Source organism: Sphingopyxis sp., from assembly GCF_035998965.1.
Classification (GTDB): domain Bacteria; phylum Pseudomonadota; class Alphaproteobacteria; order Sphingomonadales; family Sphingomonadaceae; genus Sphingopyxis.
In genome coordinates this window covers 1-15,097 of sequence record NZ_DASYHE010000002.1, presented here as the reverse complement: position 1 = coordinate 15,097, position 15,097 = coordinate 1, and the positions used below count along the sequence as shown (strand labels likewise).

16 protein-coding genes are annotated in these 15,097 nt (G+C 66.0%); 15 read left to right on the top strand and 1 reads right to left on the bottom strand.

Annotation, left to right across the window (positions count from 1 at the left end; translation table 11 throughout):
* The first annotated feature begins 97 nt into the window (after positions 1–97).
* The 13 genes from VGN68_RS00090 to VGN68_RS00030 all read left to right on the top strand — a co-directional run bounded on the left by VGN68_RS00090 (position 98) and on the right by VGN68_RS00030 (position 13,451).
* Positions 98–673, top strand: coding sequence for an LptA/OstA family protein (locus VGN68_RS00090; RefSeq protein WP_327472655.1), 576 nt, complete (start codon positions 98–100; stop codon positions 671–673).
* 424 nt (positions 674–1,097) lie between these two features.
* A complete protein-coding gene (locus VGN68_RS00085; RefSeq protein ID WP_327472653.1) occupies positions 1,098–2,912 on the top strand; it encodes an ABC transporter ATP-binding protein/permease in 1,815 nt (604 codons plus the stop codon).
* 99 nt (positions 2,913–3,011) lie between these two features.
* Positions 3,012–3,356 (top strand): metalloregulator ArsR/SmtB family transcription factor, encoded by a 345-nt coding sequence (locus tag VGN68_RS00080; protein WP_327472651.1) that lies wholly within the window; start codon positions 3,012–3,014, stop codon positions 3,354–3,356.
* Positions 3,353–3,832, top strand: coding sequence for an ArsI/CadI family heavy metal resistance metalloenzyme (locus VGN68_RS00075; protein ID WP_327472649.1), 480 nt, complete (start codon positions 3,353–3,355; stop codon positions 3,830–3,832). The genes VGN68_RS00080 and VGN68_RS00075 overlap by 4 nt, the downstream gene beginning before the upstream one ends.
* Position 3,833: 1 nt before the next feature.
* A complete protein-coding gene (locus VGN68_RS00070; protein ID WP_327472646.1) occupies positions 3,834–4,343 on the top strand; it encodes an arsenate reductase ArsC in 510 nt (169 codons plus the stop codon).
* A gap of 1 nt (position 4,344) precedes the next feature.
* Positions 4,345–5,400 carry an ACR3 family arsenite efflux transporter gene (gene arsB, locus VGN68_RS00065; protein ID WP_327472644.1) on the top strand — a complete coding sequence of 352 codons (1,056 nt, stop codon included), beginning with the start codon at positions 4,345–4,347 and terminating at the stop codon, positions 5,398–5,400.
* A 68-nt stretch (positions 5,401–5,468) separates the two neighbouring features.
* Positions 5,469–7,109, top strand: a complete 1,641-nt coding sequence (gene ybaL, locus VGN68_RS00060; protein ID WP_327472642.1) for a YbaL family putative K(+) efflux transporter — start codon at positions 5,469–5,471, stop codon at positions 7,107–7,109.
* Between the two features lie 161 nt (positions 7,110–7,270).
* Complete coding sequence (gene recQ, locus VGN68_RS00055; RefSeq protein ID WP_327472640.1) at positions 7,271–9,082, top strand: DNA helicase RecQ; 1,812 nt, start codon at positions 7,271–7,273, stop codon at positions 9,080–9,082.
* Positions 9,083–9,308: 226 nt separating this feature from the next.
* A complete protein-coding gene (locus VGN68_RS00050) occupies positions 9,309–9,743 on the top strand; it encodes a TIGR01244 family sulfur transferase (protein ID WP_327472638.1) in 435 nt (144 codons plus the stop codon).
* The gene (locus VGN68_RS00045) at positions 9,740–10,147 is read left to right on the top strand and encodes a hypothetical protein (RefSeq protein ID WP_327472636.1); all 408 of its coding nucleotides are present in this window, start codon (positions 9,740–9,742) and stop codon (positions 10,145–10,147) included. Before VGN68_RS00050 ends, VGN68_RS00045 begins: the two co-directional genes overlap by 4 nt.
* Entirely contained in the window at positions 10,140–11,054 is a 915-nt protein-coding gene (locus VGN68_RS00040; RefSeq protein WP_327472634.1) for a sterol desaturase family protein, read from the top strand. Before VGN68_RS00045 ends, VGN68_RS00040 begins: the two co-directional genes overlap by 8 nt.
* Positions 11,055–11,229: 175 nt before the next feature.
* On the top strand, positions 11,230–12,831 hold the full coding sequence (locus VGN68_RS00035) for a GMC family oxidoreductase (protein ID WP_327472630.1): 1,602 nt from the start codon (positions 11,230–11,232) through the stop codon (positions 12,829–12,831).
* Between the two features lie 62 nt (positions 12,832–12,893).
* The gene (locus tag VGN68_RS00030; RefSeq protein ID WP_327472628.1) at positions 12,894–13,451 is read left to right on the top strand and encodes a hypothetical protein; all 558 of its coding nucleotides are present in this window, start codon (positions 12,894–12,896) and stop codon (positions 13,449–13,451) included.
* A gap of 16 nt (positions 13,452–13,467) precedes the next feature.
* Here the strand turns inward: VGN68_RS00030 and VGN68_RS00025 are convergent, their stop codons facing one another.
* A complete protein-coding gene (locus tag VGN68_RS00025; protein ID WP_327472626.1) occupies positions 13,468–14,007 on the bottom strand; it encodes a winged helix-turn-helix transcriptional regulator in 540 nt (179 codons plus the stop codon).
* 62 nt (positions 14,008–14,069) lie between these two features.
* Between VGN68_RS00025 and VGN68_RS00020 the strand changes: the two genes are divergently transcribed.
* Complete coding sequence (locus VGN68_RS00020; RefSeq protein ID WP_327472624.1) at positions 14,070–14,444, top strand: VOC family protein; 375 nt, start codon at positions 14,070–14,072, stop codon at positions 14,442–14,444.
* Entirely contained in the window at positions 14,441–14,926 is a 486-nt protein-coding gene (locus VGN68_RS00015) for a hypothetical protein (RefSeq protein ID WP_327472622.1), read from the top strand. Before VGN68_RS00020 ends, VGN68_RS00015 begins: the two co-directional genes overlap by 4 nt.
* The last annotated feature ends 171 nt before the right edge of the window (positions 14,927–15,097 follow it).

The following is a 15,097-nucleotide window of genomic DNA, read 5'->3' as shown; positions in this document are numbered from 1 at the left end:
GCAATTTTTCGGCCAACCAGCTGTCCGCCGATCTCGACCAGCGGATCGTGCGCCTGCAGGGCAATGCGCGGCTGCGGATCAATCAGGGAGTGATCAAATGAACCGCCTTTGGACCATGAAAAGCATGGCGCTTGCAGGCGCAGGTTTTGCGTTCACCAGCCTCGCTTTGCTCTCGATCGGCAGCGGGGATGCCGCGCAGGCGCAGGCGCTCGCCAACCACAACAGCAACGCTCCGGTCGACTTCGCGGCGAACAGCATCGAAGTGCAAGACCGCGCCGACCGCGTCGTCATCGCGGGCAATGTCCGCGTGACGCAGGCGGGGATGACCTTGACCGCGGCGCGGATGACCGTCGCCTATTCGCGTCAGGGCGGCACCGACGTCAACCGGCTCGACGCCACCGGCGGTGTCGTGGTGACCAAGGGCGACGAGCGCGCATCGGGCAATGTCGCCATCTACGACCTCGACCGCCGCCTGATCACGATGGTCGGCAATGTCGAGCTGCGCCAGCGCGGCAATAATCTGCGCGGTGGGCGGATGGTGATCGACCTCAACAGCGGCCGCGCGACGGTCGACGGGCGGGGCGCAGCGCGCGGTCCCGACGGCAATCCGATTTCGGGCGGCACTGGCGGGCGTGTCACCGGCACCTTCACGGTACCGGAAAGAAAGCAGTAACCAGCGCTTTATACCGTTCTGCAACCATGCGCCTTCACCATGGGCGCAGGGACCAGAACCAGTGCGGTGCCGGGGGGCGACACCGCGTAGCGAAAGCACGCCCCCATGCGATTCTCACCGCTCGTTCCGCCACGCCGTCCGCTATTTGGACGCCGTATTGGGCCGCCGGCAGCGATTATCCCGACCCCGACGTCCGAAGAACGACGCCTGATCGACCGGATCCTGCGGCATGTTGGGCCGCGCGAGAAACTCTAGCCGACGGTTTTCATAGTCGTCATCCCGGCGAAGGCCGGGATCTCGCCGCTGCTCCGTGACGCTCCGTTGAGATCCCGGCCTTCGCCGGGATGACGAATTGACGGGGTTGATTCAATTCGCCGTTAAGCCCGCTTGGCCTTCTGCTCTCGCCGCCCTACATGCACCGCGCATGCCGCCCGATACGCTCACCTCCGCCGACGCGGCCAAGGAACCACCCGTTCTTGATACGCTAAGGCGTTTCCTGCCTTATCTGTGGCCCGCGGGGCACAGGGGGCACAAGGTGCGGATCGTCGGGGCGGGGCTGATCGTGCTCGCGTCGAAGGGTGTCCAGCTGTCGATGGGCTTCCTCTACGGCGCCGCGATCGACGCGATGGTGCCGGGAATGGAAGAGGGGGTTGCGCTCGCGATCGGCCTCGTTCTGGCTTACGCCGGGGCGCGCTTTGCCGGGGTGTTGTTCGATAACCTCCGCAACGTCGTGTTCGAACGCGTCGGGCAGGATGCGACGCGCCAGCTGGCGATCGCGACCTTCAGCCACCTTCACGCGCTAAGCCTGCGCTTTCACCTCGCGCGGCGGACGGGCGAGGTGACCAAGGTGATCGAGCGCGGGACCAAGAGCATCGACACGATGCTGTATTTCCTGCTGTTCAACATCGCGCCGACGATCATCGAATTGCTCGCGGTGCTGATCATCTTCTGGACCAAGTTCAGCTTTGGGCTCGCCAGCGCGACCGCGTTGATGGTCGTCGTCTATATCATCTTCACCCGCAAGGTGACCGACTGGCGCAACGCGCTGCGCACCCAGATGAACGATCTCGACACGCTGACCATCGGGCGCAGTGTGGACAGCCTGCTCAATTACGAGACTGTCAAATATTTCGGAGCGGAGGCGCGCGAGGAAGCACGCTACCGCGACGTTGCCGATCGCTATGCGCGCGCCGCGGTGAAAAGCGAAAACAGCCTCGCGTGGCTGAACATCGGGCAGAGCCTGATCACCAACGCCGCGCTGGCGGGGGCCATGGCCTATACCGTGTGGGGCTGGTCAACGGGCGAATATAGGGTCGGCGATGTGGTGCTGGTCAACACCTTGCTCGCGCAGCTGTTCCGCCCGCTCGACATGCTCGGCATGGTCTATCGCGTCATCCGCCAGGGGCTGATCGACATGGAGGCGATGTTCCGCCTGATCGACACCCCGCCCGAGATTTCGGACGCGCCGGGCGCGCCGCCGTTGGTGGTGCACGGCGGCGCGGTGGCGTTCGACAATGTGGTGTTCGGTTATGAGCCCGACCGGACGATCCTGAACGGGGTGAGCTTTGCGGTCGGTGCGGGCGAAACGCTGGCGATCGTCGGGCCGTCGGGGGCGGGCAAATCGACGATCGCGCGGCTGCTGTTCCGTTTCTACGATCCGCAGGGCGGGCGGATCACGATCGACGATCAGGATATTGCCGCGGTGACGCAGGCCAGCCTGCGCGGTGCGATCGGCATCGTGCCGCAGGACACGGTGCTGTTCAACGACAGCATCGGCTACAACATCGCCTATGGCCGCGAAGGCGCGGGCGCCGACGAGGTGGCGGCTGCGGCGGAAGGTGCGGCGATCGACGGCTTTATCGCGATCCTGCCGCAGGGCTATGACACCGAAGTCGGCGAGCGCGGGCTGAAGCTGTCGGGCGGCGAAAAACAGCGCGTCGCCATCGCGCGGACCTTGCTCAAGAACCCGCCGGTGCTGATTTTGGACGAAGCGACGAGCGCGCTCGACAGCCGCACCGAGGCGGCGATTCAGGACACGCTGGAACGGATTGCGCAGCGGCGCACGACCTTGGTGATCGCGCATCGGCTGTCGACGGTGACGGGTGCCGACCGGATCATCGTGCTCGATCATGGCCGGGTGGCGGAGACGGGGACGCACGACCAGCTGCTCGCGATGCGCGGGCTCTACGCCGACATGTGGGCGCGGCAGCAGGCGGAGAAGGAAGAGGGGACGGTTTAGACGGGCCCTTGTTCATTCATTTCGAATGTTATCGAAATATCTGTTGACGCCCAGCTCCGATTTCCATATTTCGATGATTATCGAATCATGGAGGCCGCGATGGAATCGGAAACCGTTGTTCGCGCGTTGAGCGCGCTGGCGCAGGAGCATCGGCTGTCGCTGTTCCGGCTGCTCGTACAGGCGGGGCCGGACGGGCTTGCCGCGGGGGCGATTGCCGAAGCGCTGGGGGTGCCCGCGTCGTCGCTCAGCTTTCACCTCGCGCAGCTGACCAACGCCGGACTGATCGCGCAGCGCCGCGACGGGCGGTCGCTGATATATTCTGCCGACTATGGCGCGATGAATGCGCTGCTCGGCTTCCTCATGGAAAATTGTTGCGGCGGTGCGATGTGCGCGCCTGCCGCGCCCTGTGACACCAAAGACAAGAATGAAAGGACTGCCGCATGAGCCGGTTTCATATGCACGTCGGGGTCAGCGACCTCGACAAGTCGATCGCCTTTTACTCGGGGCTGTTCGGCACCGGGCCCAGCGTGACCAAGCCCGATTATGCCAAATGGATGCTCGACGATCCGCGGATCAATTTCGCGATTTCGGTGCGCGACGGCGCGCAGAGCGGGATCGAGCATGTCGGCTTGCAGGTCGAGGATGAAGCCGAGCTCGCGGCGGTCTATGGGCGACTGAAAGACGCCGGGGCGCCGGTGCTGGAGGAAGGCGCGACGACCTGTTGCTACGCCAAATCCGAAAAGAGCTGGATCGCCGACCCCGACGGCGTCGTCTGGGAAGCCTTCCTGACCAATGGCGAATCGACGGTCTATGGCGACAGCCCCGATTTCGCCCCGCTGGCGTCGGACAATGCCGCCGAGGGCGCGTGCTGCGTTCCGACGATGCCGCAGGCCGCGCCCGCCAAGGTCGGCTGCTGCTGACATGACCGCGGGGGAGGGGCTGAACATATTGGTGCTGTGTACCGGCAATTCGGCGCGCAGCATTTTGGGTGAGGCGCTGATCGCCCGCAAGGGTGAAGGCCGGGTCCGCGCGTTCAGCGCGGGCAGCCAGCCCAAGGGCGTGCCGCACCCCGGCGCGCTGCGGCTGCTGGCGCGCGAGGGCTATGACATTTCGGCCTTCCGCTCGAAAAGCTGGGACGAATTTGCCGCGCCCGATGCGCCGCGCATCGACGTTGCGATCACCGTGTGCGGCAATGCGGCGGGCGAAACCTGCCCGCTGTTCATTGGCGCCCCGGTGCGCGCGCATTGGGGGCTACCCGATCCCGCCGATGTCGCAGGCGACGACGCGGCGGTCGATGCCGCCTTTGCCGAAACATACCGCCTGCTCGACATGCGCGTGCGGGCGATGCTGGCGCTGCCGCTCGAAACCATGACCGCGGCCGAGCGGCGTGAAGCGCTGAATACCATCGGCGCCATGGAAGGGGCTGCCTGACATGCAACGCAGCCGCCTGAGCTTTCTTGACCGTTATCTGACGCTGTGGATTTTCCTCGCGATGGCGCTGGGCGTCGCGCTGGGGACGCTGTTTCCGGCGCTGGCGGCGGGGATCGACGCGATGAGCGTCGGGACCACCAACCTGCCGATCGCGATCGGGCTTATCCTGATGATGTATCCGCCGCTGGCGCGGGTGCGCTATGCCGCGCTGCCGCAGGTGTTCGAGGATCGGCGGGTGCTGATGCTGTCGCTGGTCCAGAACTGGCTGATCGGGCCGGTGCTGATGTTCGTGCTCGCGGTGATCTTCCTGCGCGACGAGCCCGCCTATATGACCGGGGTCATCCTGATCGGGCTGGCGCGCTGCATCGCGATGGTGCTGGTGTGGAACCAGCTGGCAAAGGGCGACAATCAATATGTCGCGGCGCTGGTCGCGTTCAACTCGCTGTTCCAGATCCTGTTTTTCAGCGCCTATGCCTGGTTTTTCCTGACCTTCCTGCCGCCGCTGCTGGGGCTGGAGGGGCAGCTGATCGCGATCGACACCTGGATGATTGCCGAGGCGGTGCTGATCTATCTGGGCATCCCCTTCCTCGCCGGGTTCCTGACCCGTAGTTTGCTGGTCCGCGCGAAGGGTGAGTATTGGTACGAAACGCGCTTCCTGCCGCGCATCGCGCCGATCACGCTGGTCGCGCTGCTGTTTACCATCGCGGCGATGTTCAGCCTGAAAGGCGGTGAAATCCTGACGCTGCCGTTCGACGCGCTGCGCATCGCGGTGCCGCTGACGATCTATTTTGTCCTGCAATTTGTGATCAGCTTTGCGATGGGCAAATGGATCGCCGCCGATTATCCGCGCACCACCGCGGTCGCCTTTACCGCGGCGGGTAACAATTTCGAGCTGGCGATCGCGGTCGCGATTGCGGCGTTCGGGCTGGCGTCGCCGGTCGCCTTTGCCGCGGTGATTGGCCCGCTGGTCGAGGTGCCGGTGCTGATCCTGCTCGTCAACCTGGCCTTCTGGTTCGGGCGGCGCTGGTTCCCGGACAGTTTGCCGCGCGATAGCTGAGGATTTTCGCTCCGAATTTGATCGGGTCGGGTTGACCCCCCGCGTACCCGCCCTCTACGCATAATCTCATGCCGCATGACACCACCCTGATCGGCACCATCGTCGCCGGGCTGGGCGTGGCGTTCCTGATGGGGGCGCTCGCGCACCGGCTGCGGATTTCGCCGATTGCGGGCTATCTGCTCGCGGGGGTGCTCGTCGGGCCGTTCACGCCGGGCTTTGTCGCCGACACCGGGCTGGCGATGCAGCTGGCCGAGATCGGCGTCATCCTGCTGATGTTCGGGGTGGGGCTGCATTTTTCGCTGAAAGACCTGCTGTCTGTGCGCAAGATCGCGGTGCCGGGGGCGATCGCGCAGATTGCGGTGGCGTGGGCGCTCGGGATCATGCTGGGGCTGGGGCTCGGCTGGTCGATCGAGGGCAGCGCCGTGTTCGGCCTCGCCCTGTCGGTCGCATCGACCGTCGTGCTGCTGCGCGCGTTGCAGGCGCGCGATATGGTCGAGACCGAAAAAGGACGGATCGCGGTCGGCTGGCTTATCGTCGAGGATCTGGTGATGGTGCTCGCACTCGTGCTGCTGCCCGCGATGTTCGGTGAACGCGGTGACGAGGGAGGCAGCGCAGGACTGGTCCAGTCGGCGGCGATCGTGCTGCTCAAGGTTGTCGGTTTTGTCGCCTTCATGTTCGTAATCGCGCGGCGGGTGTTGCCATGGGTGCTGCACTGGTCCGCGCACACCGGATCGCGCGAGCTGTTCCGGCTCGCGGTGCTGGCGATCGCGCTGGGGGTGGCGTTCGGCGCCGCGGTGATTTTCGATGTGTCGTTCGCGCTCGGGGCGTTCTTCGCCGGGATGATCCTTGGCGAAACGCAGCTCAGCCGCCGCGCCGCCGAAGAAACGCTGCCGCTGCGCGATGCCTTTGCGGTGCTGTTTTTTGTATCCGTCGGCATGTTGTTCGACCCCAATGTGCTGGTCGAACAGCCGGGGCCGGTGCTGGCGACGGTGGCGATCATCGTCGTCGGCAAATCGCTCGCTGCCTTCGCGCTCGTGCGCGCCTTTGGCCACACGTCGCAAACCGCGCTGACGGTGTCGGTCAGCCTGGCGCAAATCGGCGAATTTTCCTTCATCCTCGCGGGGCTGGGGGTCGGGCTGGAGGTCTTGCCCGAAACCGGGCGCGACCTGATTTTGGCGGGTGCGCTGCTGTCGATCCTGGTCAACCCGATCCTGTTCACACTGGCGGTCAAGCGCATCCGCACCGACGCGGTACCCGAGCCGGTGGATATGGCGAGCGAGGAATCCGCTGCGCTGTGCAACGCGGGGGTGGTGCTGATCGGATTTGGCCGCGTCGGCAGCCATATCGGCACGCTGATCTGCGGGCGCGGCGAGGGGCTGACCGTGATCGAGGATCAGAAGGATATGGCAGCGGCCGCGCGCGCGACGGGCGCGACGGTGATTGTCGGCGATGCGACCAAGGAGAGCGTCCTGCGTCAGGCCGGGCTCGAAGAGGCATCGACCCTGCTGATCGCAATCCCCGAGGGGGTCGAGGCAGGAGCGATTGTGCGGCGGGCGCGGGCGATCAACCCGAAGCTGGTGATCGTCGCGCGCGCCCATTCGGACGAGGAGGTCGACGATCTGGTGCGGCGCGGCGCCGACCATGTCGTGATGGCCGAACGCGAGACGGCATCGCGGATGGCGCAGCGGGCGATGCTGACTTTGATGTAACCTAACCCTCATTCCGTTCGTGTCGAGCGAAGTCGGGACACCCATCAGCGGCACGCGAGGGCGAAGGGCATCTCGACTTCGCTCGATGCGAACAGGAAAAGGATTGGAATGGAGGAGACGGGGCTTCCCCCACCGCGCCAAACTTCCTATCGCCCCTCTCAATGTCCGCCGACGCGCTGCTCCCCCTCCTGAAATCCACCTTCGGTTTCGACCATTTCCGCGGTCGGCAGTCGGACGTCGTCGACCGCGTGATGGCGCGTGAGCGGACGCTGGCGGTGATGCCGACCGGAGCAGGCAAGTCGCTGACGTACCAGTTACCGGCCGTGGCGCTCGATGGCTGTGTCGTTGTCGTGTCGCCGCTGATCGCGCTGATGCACGACCAGCTGCGCGGTGCGCGCGCGGCGGGGATCCGCGCCGCGAGCCTGACCAGCGTTGACGCCGATGGCGCCGAGACGCGGCAGCGGTACCGCGACGGCGACCTCGACCTGCTCTATGTGGCGCCCGAGCGCGCGACGGGCGAGGGGTTTCGCGCGCTGCTGGAGGCTAAAACCCCGGCGCTGTTCGCGATCGACGAGGCGCATTGTGTGTCCGAATGGGGGCATGATTTCCGCCCCGACTATCGCCTGCTGCGTCCGCTGCTCGACGCGTTTCCGGCGGTGCCGCGGCTGGCGCTGACCGCGACCGCCGACAAGCACACGCGCGAGGATATTCTCTTTCAGCTCGGGATTCCCGACGACGGGCTGATCCTTGCGGGCTTTGACCGGCCGAACATCCGCTACGCGATCCGCCCGCGGGTGACCGCGGCGCGCCAGCTGGTCGACTTCATCGCCGCCAATCCGGGGCCGGGGATCGTCTATTGCCCGACGCGCAGCGGCACCGAACGGCTGGCGGACCAATTGGCGAAGGCGACGGGGCGGCCGGTCGCCGCCTATCATGCCGGGCTCGATGCCGAGGTGCGCTCGCGCGTCCAGCATGATTTCGTCGCGTCGGAGGACGGCATCGTCACCGCGACGGTCGCGTTCGGCATGGGGATCGACAAGCCCGACGTGCGCTTTGTCGCCCACGCCGCGCTGCCCAAATCGATCGAAAGCTATTATCAGGAAACCGGGCGCGCCGGGCGCGACGGCGACGCCGCCGAGGCGATGATGCTGTGGGGTTCCGACGATTTCGCCAAGGCCCGTATGCGGCTTTCCGAACTGCCCGAGGCGCGCGTAGCGGGCGAGCGGTTGCGGCTCAACGCGCTCGCGGCGCTGGTCGAGACGGTCGAATGTCGCCGCGCGTTGCTGCTCCGCCATTTCGGCGAAAGCCCGCCCGCGCGCTGCGGCAATTGCGACAATTGCCTCGACCCCGGGCGCCAGGTCGACGCGACGGTGCTCGCGCAAAAACTGCTCTCGGCAGTCTATCGCACCGGGCAAAGCTATGGCGCCGGACATATCGAGGCGGTGCTGACCGGGCGCAGCGATGAACGGATCGTGGGGCGCGGTCATGACAAATTGTCGGTGTTCGGGATCGTCGCGGGCGACGAGGCGCGGCTGATCAAGCCGCTGGTGCGCACGCTGGTAGCGCGCGAGGCGCTCGAGACGACCGAGCATGGCGGGCTGATGCTCGGCCCCAGTGCGCGCGCGATGATGAAGGGCGAGGCGCCGGTGCTGATCGCCGAACCGCCGGTGAAGCGGACGAAACGTGAAGCGCGCGGCGGGGCTGGCGCCGGGGCGGCCAACCCGATCGGCGATCCGCTGTTCGACGCGCTGCGGAGCGTCCGGCGCGAGCTGGCCGCCGAAGCCAATGTGCCGCCCTATGTGATCTTTCACGACGCGGTGCTGCGCGCGATGGCGACCGAAAAGCCCGCGACGCTGGACGCGATGGGGACGATTCCGGGGGTTGGTGCGAAAAAACTGGAGGCGTGGGGCAATGCGTTTCTGGCGGTGATCCGGCAGTTTCGATTGGCGGGTTTCGGCCGGTTGCGGACCTAGACGATCCTCCCCGGAACGGGGAGGGGGACCACTGAAGGTGGTGGAGGGGGCTGGCGGCCTGACGCAAGGTTGCGTGAGGACGCGACCCCCCTCCGTCAGCGCTTCGCGCTGCCACCTCCCCACAAGTGGGGAGGATCGTTTTTTTCCCACCTCCCCGCCGATATCCTGCGGTCACGTCACACCTTCCCGCTTGTCAGCTAAAGCCGCTGTCCTATACATCGCGGCCATGAGCGATTTTCGACCCCTGTCCGCCGACTTTAGCGTCGCCCCGCAGATTTCCTTTGAGGATGTCGCCGCGGCGAAAGCCGCCGGCTTTGCGATGATTGTGAACAACCGCCCCGATGGTGAAGAGCCCGACGCGCCGCAGGGCGACGATATCGCCGGGGCCGCGGCGGCCGAGGGGCTGGCCTATGCCGCCATCCCGATCGGCCATGCCGGGTTCAGCCATCCGCAGCTCGACGCGCTCGACGCGGTGCTGGCGGGGGCGACCGGGCCGGTGCTCGCCTATTGCCGCTCTGGTACGCGCTCGACGCATTTGTGGGCGCTGACCCGCGCGCGCGCGGGCGACGATGTCGATGCGATTTGCGAGGCCGCAGCGAACGCCGGTTATGACCTGTCGGGGCTGCGCCCGATGCTCGATGCGCTGGCGGGCGAGCGGTGACCGTCGCCGAACTGGCCCAGCTCGGCGGATCGGTGGTCGCGGTGCTGTTTGTCGTGTGGCTGGTCAAGCGGATGGGGCTGGGTGCCGATCCGCGCATCGAGGATGACGCCCATGCGATCCGCCTCGCCGAAGAGGCCGAGGCAGGGTTTCGCGGGATCGAGGTCGCGCGCGACCGCGCGGGCTTTGCCGCGATCGTCCGCAATGCCGAAGGCCGCCAGATGCTCGTGCGCGCGCACGGCAATCATTTTGCGGCGCGGCCGATCGATGGCGCGGTGATCGGGCGGCTCGACAAGGATTTCCTGACCCTGACAATGCCCGAAAAGACGTTCGGCGCGGTGACGCTGCATCTGGGCAAGGATGCCGGAATGTGGGCGTCGCGGATGCGGGAGATCGGGCGTGCCTGAACTTCCCAATCCGGTCACCTATGCGGTGCCCGCCTTCATCCTGCTGCTGATCGCCGAGATGATCATCTCGCTGCGCGCCGACAAAAGCCGCTACGAGGCGCGCGATACGCTGACCTCCCTAATGCTCGGCACCGGCAGCCAGGTTGCGGGGGCGCTGGTCGGCGCGGGAGTGATTGCGGCGTCGGTGTGGGTGTATCAGTTCCGTCTGTTCGACATCGGCATCGAATTTGCCAGCTGGTGGTGGGCGTGGATCCTCTGCTTCTTCCTCGACGACCTCGCCTATTACGCCTTTCACCGCAGCGCCCACCGCGTCCGCTGGTTCTGGGCCAGCCATGTCATCCACCACAGCTCGCAGCATTATAATCTGTCGACCGCGCTGCGGCAGACATGGACCGGCTTTTTCAGCCTGACCTTCCTGTTCCGGCTGCCTTTGTTCCTGATCGGCTTTCCGCCCGCGATGGTGTTCTTCTGCGCCGGGCTCAACCTGATCTACCAGTTCTGGATCCATACCGAGGCGATCAAGCGGCTGCCCAAATGGTTCGAGGCGGTGATGAACACCCCGTCGCACCACCGCGTCCACCACGGGGTGAACCCGCGCTATCTCGACGCCAATTATGCCGGGGTGTTCATCATCTGGGACAAGATGTTCGGCAGCTTCGTCGCCGAACGCGATGACGAGCCGGTGCGGTACGGCATCGTCAAGCAGCTTGGCAGCTTCAACATCCTGTGGGCCGCGGTGCACGAATGGGTTGGGATTGCGAAGGATGTGTGGTCGGCGCCGTGGAAGCACAAGCTGAGCTATATCTGGCGCGAACCCGGCTGGAGCCACGACGGCAGCCGCGCGACGAGCGCGATGATCAAGGAGCGCTGGGCGGCGGGGCGGCCAGAGGAAGAGCCGGCGGAATAGCGTCCGTCGCCCCCGCGAAGGCGGGGGACGCAGTCGGCCTTGTCCAGCAAAGAAGGTGTAAACCTCCAGCGGCCCCCGCCTTCGCGGGGGCGACGTATAGGCTTGCCACGCCGCTTAATGACATTCATGTAAGTCTCGATTGACCACCGAACGGGTGGCGAGGGGAGCGGCGCGCATGAATTCTGGGGATCAGTTCGACATCATCGTTATCGGCGGCGGTAGCGCGGGGAGCGCCGCGGCGGGGCGGCTGGCCGAGGACGGGACGCGGACGGTGTGCCTGGTCGAGGCGGGCGGGACCAATGACATAGTCCGGGTCAAGACGCCGGGGTTCATGCCCTTCATCCCGCAATCCTCGAACTACCGCTATGACACCGTGCCGCAAAAGGGGCTGAACGGGCGCACCGGATATCAGCCGCGCGGGCGCGGGCTGGGCGGGTCGAGCGCGATCAACGCGATGGTCTATATCCGCGGCCACCAGTTCGATTACGACCAGTGGGCGGCGCTCGGCGCGACGGGCTGGAGCTATGCCGATGTGCTGCCCTATTTCAAACGCAGCGAGGGCAATGAGCGCGGCGGTGACGCCTATCACGGCGGCGACGGGCCGCTGAGCGTGATGGACCAGCGTTGGCCCAATGTGACCAGCCGCCGCTTCATCGAAAGCGCGGCGGCGCTGCAGCTGCCGCGCACCGGCGATTTTAACCTGCCGAACAATGAAGGGTTCGGGCTCTATCAGGTGACCCAGAAAGCGGGCGAGCGCTGGTCGGCGGCGCGCGCCTATGTCGAGCCGCTGCGCGGGCGCGCGAACTTGAACATCCGCACGAAGGCGTTGGTTGAAAAGATATTGGTCGAGAATGGCCGCGCCACCGGGGTCGTGATCCGCCGCGGGGCGCAGCGCGAAACGCTGCGCGCGCGCGGCGGGGTGGTGCTGTCGGCGGGGGCGTTCGGGTCGCCGCAGATCCTTCAGCTATCGGGCATTGGTCCCGCTGCGCATCTCGCCGACAAGGGCATCACCGTCGTGGCTGATCGCGCCGCGGTCGGCGAGAATCTGCAGGACCATATCGATTATGTATCGAGCTGGGAGACCCGCTCGACCGATCCGCTCGGCAACAGCCTGGGCGGCACCTGGCGGATGGTGAAGGCGATCTTTGAACATCGCACCAAGCGCACCGGCATCATGACGACCTGCTTTGCCGAAGCAGGGGGATTCTGGAAATCGCACCCCGATTTGCCCGCGCCCGACATCCAATATCATTTCGTCCCGGCGATGCTGGAGGATCATGGCCGGACCAAGGTCAAGGGCCATGGTTTTTCGTGCCACGCGTGCGTGCTGCGCCCTGAAAGCCGCGGCACGGTGCGGCTGGCGTCGAGCGACGCGGCGGCGGCGCCCGCGATCGACCCCGGCTTCCTGACCGACGATCGCGACATCGCGACGCTGCGCGCCGGGGTGCGGATGATGCACCGCATCGTCGCGGCGCCGCCGCTCAGCGACTATGCAGGGAGCGACCGGCATCCGGTGGACCTCGACGACAATGCCGCGCTCGACGCATTGATCCGCAGCCGCGCCGACACCGTCTATCACCCAGTCGGCACATGCCGGATGGGCAGCGACGCCGATGCGGTGGTCGATCCGACGCTGAAACTCAATGGGATCGAGGGGCTGTGGGTCGCCGATGCCAGCATCATGCCGCGGCTGGTGTCGGGCAACACCAATGCGCCAAGCATCATGATTGGTGAGCGCGCCGCCGATTTCGTGAAGGCGGCGCTTTCGGCGGCCTGATTTACGAATTTGCATAGAATATCCGCTATGTCTGCTGTGCACGGGCATGGGGGAGTTTCTACGTGGTATTACTGTTTCGTGCCGCAGCGGCGGCACTTGTCGTGACGACCGGTCTTGCGCTTTCAGGCTGCACCGAGGCGCGCGATCCGGCGAGCGAGGAGCCCGCGACGCTGCTGCCCGGCCAGTATAAGGTGTCGATCGGCGGCGACATGCAGGGTGGAATGCCCTTTGCCAGCAAGGTCGCCAGGGACGAGCAGGACGGCTTTTGCCTCGCGGCCGGCTATGGCGAGGATGTTCCCGAGATGCTGGTTCGCCAGCATCTGGGCATGGCCGAGGGCTGTTCGCTCGACGCCGCGCCGCGGCAGGGCAATGCGTTCAGCGGCAAGCTGAGCTGCCCCACCGATCCCGAGCGCGCGGCGGGCGGAAGTTTCGACATCACCTATAGCGGCGCTGTTTCCCCCGATCGCATCGATATCAACGGGCAGATCAAGCTCGAACTGCCCGATTCCGTGCTGGCGTCGATGGCGCCCGAAGAGGCTGAGCAGATGAAGCAGGCGCAAGCGATGATGGAAAAAATGACGATCAGCGTGACGGCCGAGCATAACGGCGCGTGTAGCTAGGCGCCACCTGTCGCGATCAGCGGCACGCCCCCGCCAGCACCTGTCCGCGCTCGGTCAGGTCGTAGCGGCTCGTCGGCGGCCGCATATCGATCACCTCGCGTCGCACCAGCCCGCGCTCGCCGAGCGCCGTCAGTCCCTGCGACAGCGCGCGCGGAGTGGCGGGCGCGAGCAACCGTGACAGCGCGTTGAAGCGGTCGTGGCCCGCGCCGATCCCTGCCACCAACGGCAGAGTCCAGCGCGTGGCGGCGCCGGGCGGCAGCCCGATCGCCACCTGCGCTTCGTTGATCGTCGCGGCGCGCGCGGCGGCGGCGGTGCCTGCTTCGGTCAGGACGTATTCGGGACGCAGCGGGTGGCCGTGGCCGGGGTTGCGCTGGACCCAGCCGATCGTCGCTGCCGCGTCGAGCGTGCGAGTCAGGCTGTCGCGCGATAGCCCCAGCCGGTGAATGAGTTCGACGAACCGCGCGCCGCGATGCGCCGCCAGATCGGCGAGCAACGGCACCAGCCAGCGATGGCTGCCGAGCTGGATGAGCAGCGGATCGGGCGTGCTTGACGGCATTTGCAAGTAACTATACAAACCGGACTAAAGATGCAAGGGCGTTGGCAAAGGGAGGCTGTGAGATGGCATTGGAAATCGGATCGGAACTCACCTGTTCGATGGGGGTCACCGACATGACCGCGGCGATCGGCTGGTACGAGCGCGTGATGCACTGCAAGCTGCTCTACCGCGCCGACGACATCGGCTGGTGCGAACTTGCGACGCCGATGGCGGGGGTCAATATCGGCCTCAGCCAGGTCGAGAGCGTGGTGCAGGGCGGCGGCGCGACCAATGTGTTCGAGGTCGCCGACATCGACGCGGCCAAAGCCCATCTCGATGCCGAGGGGGTGCGGCAGGACGGCGACATCCAGCATATCCCGGGGCTGGTCAAACTCATCACCTTCTACGATCCCGACGGCAATGCCTTCATGTTTTCGCGCTCGGAAATGGCGGCATGACGATGCGGTGGGGCGTTGCGATGCTGCTGGCGTTTGCGGCCCCCGCTGCGGCCGAAGCTCCGGCACCGTCGCTCGCGGCATGGCACGGGACATGGATCGGCGAGGGGAGCGCGTTTGGCAAAGCGGCGACCGCGACATTGGTCATCAAGGGCGCGCCCGATGGCAGCGCGACCGCGCTCGCCTATCGGCTGGCGGTACCCGGACTGCCGCCGATCGACTATGCGGCGGAAGCGATTTACCGCGTCGATGCAAAGGGCCGGGTGCGCGGCAGCTGGACCGACAACACCGGCCGGACACGCCCCATTGGCGGGCGCGTTTCCGGGTCGGAATGGCACAATCTGTGGGGAAGCGCCGACGTCGAAATCGGGCGCTCGACCTATGCGCTGGAAGCGCCCGACCGGATGATCGTCACCGATTCGGCGCTGAAGGATGATGGCAGCTGGCGCGTCTTTGCGACGCTGCGCTTTCAGCGAAAGCCCTGAAATCAAGCACTTTCTGCGGCGGCTTGTCGCGCGCGCAAAAAAAGAGGGCCGGGACTTGCGTCCCGGCCCAGCCTTTCAGGCTCTCCCCTCCTGAAACTGTTGACGCAATGAATGCCATATTAATGTCATGTTGGGAAGGCCTAAATTTGCGGCAAGCCTGCCTATTTATTG

Excerpts from the sequence above, each read along its gene's own strand:
- VGN68_RS00090 (WP_327472655.1), top strand. The coding sequence starts at position 98 with ATGAACCGCCTTTGGACCATGAAAAGCATGGCGCTTGCAGGCGCAGGT.
- VGN68_RS00085 (WP_327472653.1), top strand. The coding sequence starts at position 1,098 with ATGCCGCCCGATACGCTCACCTCCGCCGACGCGGCCAAGGAACCACCC.
- VGN68_RS00080 (WP_327472651.1), top strand. The coding sequence starts at position 3,012 with ATGGAATCGGAAACCGTTGTTCGCGCGTTGAGCGCGCTGGCGCAGGAG.
- VGN68_RS00075 (WP_327472649.1), top strand. The coding sequence starts at position 3,353 with ATGAGCCGGTTTCATATGCACGTCGGGGTCAGCGACCTCGACAAGTCG.
- VGN68_RS00070 (WP_327472646.1), top strand. The coding sequence starts at position 3,834 with ATGACCGCGGGGGAGGGGCTGAACATATTGGTGCTGTGTACCGGCAAT.
- arsB (WP_327472644.1), top strand. The coding sequence starts at position 4,345 with ATGCAACGCAGCCGCCTGAGCTTTCTTGACCGTTATCTGACGCTGTGG.
- ybaL (WP_327472642.1), top strand. The coding sequence starts at position 5,469 with ATGCCGCATGACACCACCCTGATCGGCACCATCGTCGCCGGGCTGGGC.
- recQ (WP_327472640.1), top strand. The coding sequence starts at position 7,271 with ATGTCCGCCGACGCGCTGCTCCCCCTCCTGAAATCCACCTTCGGTTTC.
- VGN68_RS00050 (WP_327472638.1), top strand. The coding sequence starts at position 9,309 with ATGAGCGATTTTCGACCCCTGTCCGCCGACTTTAGCGTCGCCCCGCAG.
- VGN68_RS00035 (WP_327472630.1), top strand. The coding sequence starts at position 11,230 with ATGAATTCTGGGGATCAGTTCGACATCATCGTTATCGGCGGCGGTAGC.
- VGN68_RS00025 (WP_327472626.1), bottom strand. The coding sequence starts at position 14,007 with ATGCCGTCAAGCACGCCCGATCCGCTGCTCATCCAGCTCGGCAGCCAT.
- VGN68_RS00020 (WP_327472624.1), top strand. The coding sequence starts at position 14,070 with ATGGCATTGGAAATCGGATCGGAACTCACCTGTTCGATGGGGGTCACC.
- VGN68_RS00015 (WP_327472622.1), top strand. The coding sequence starts at position 14,441 with ATGACGATGCGGTGGGGCGTTGCGATGCTGCTGGCGTTTGCGGCCCCC.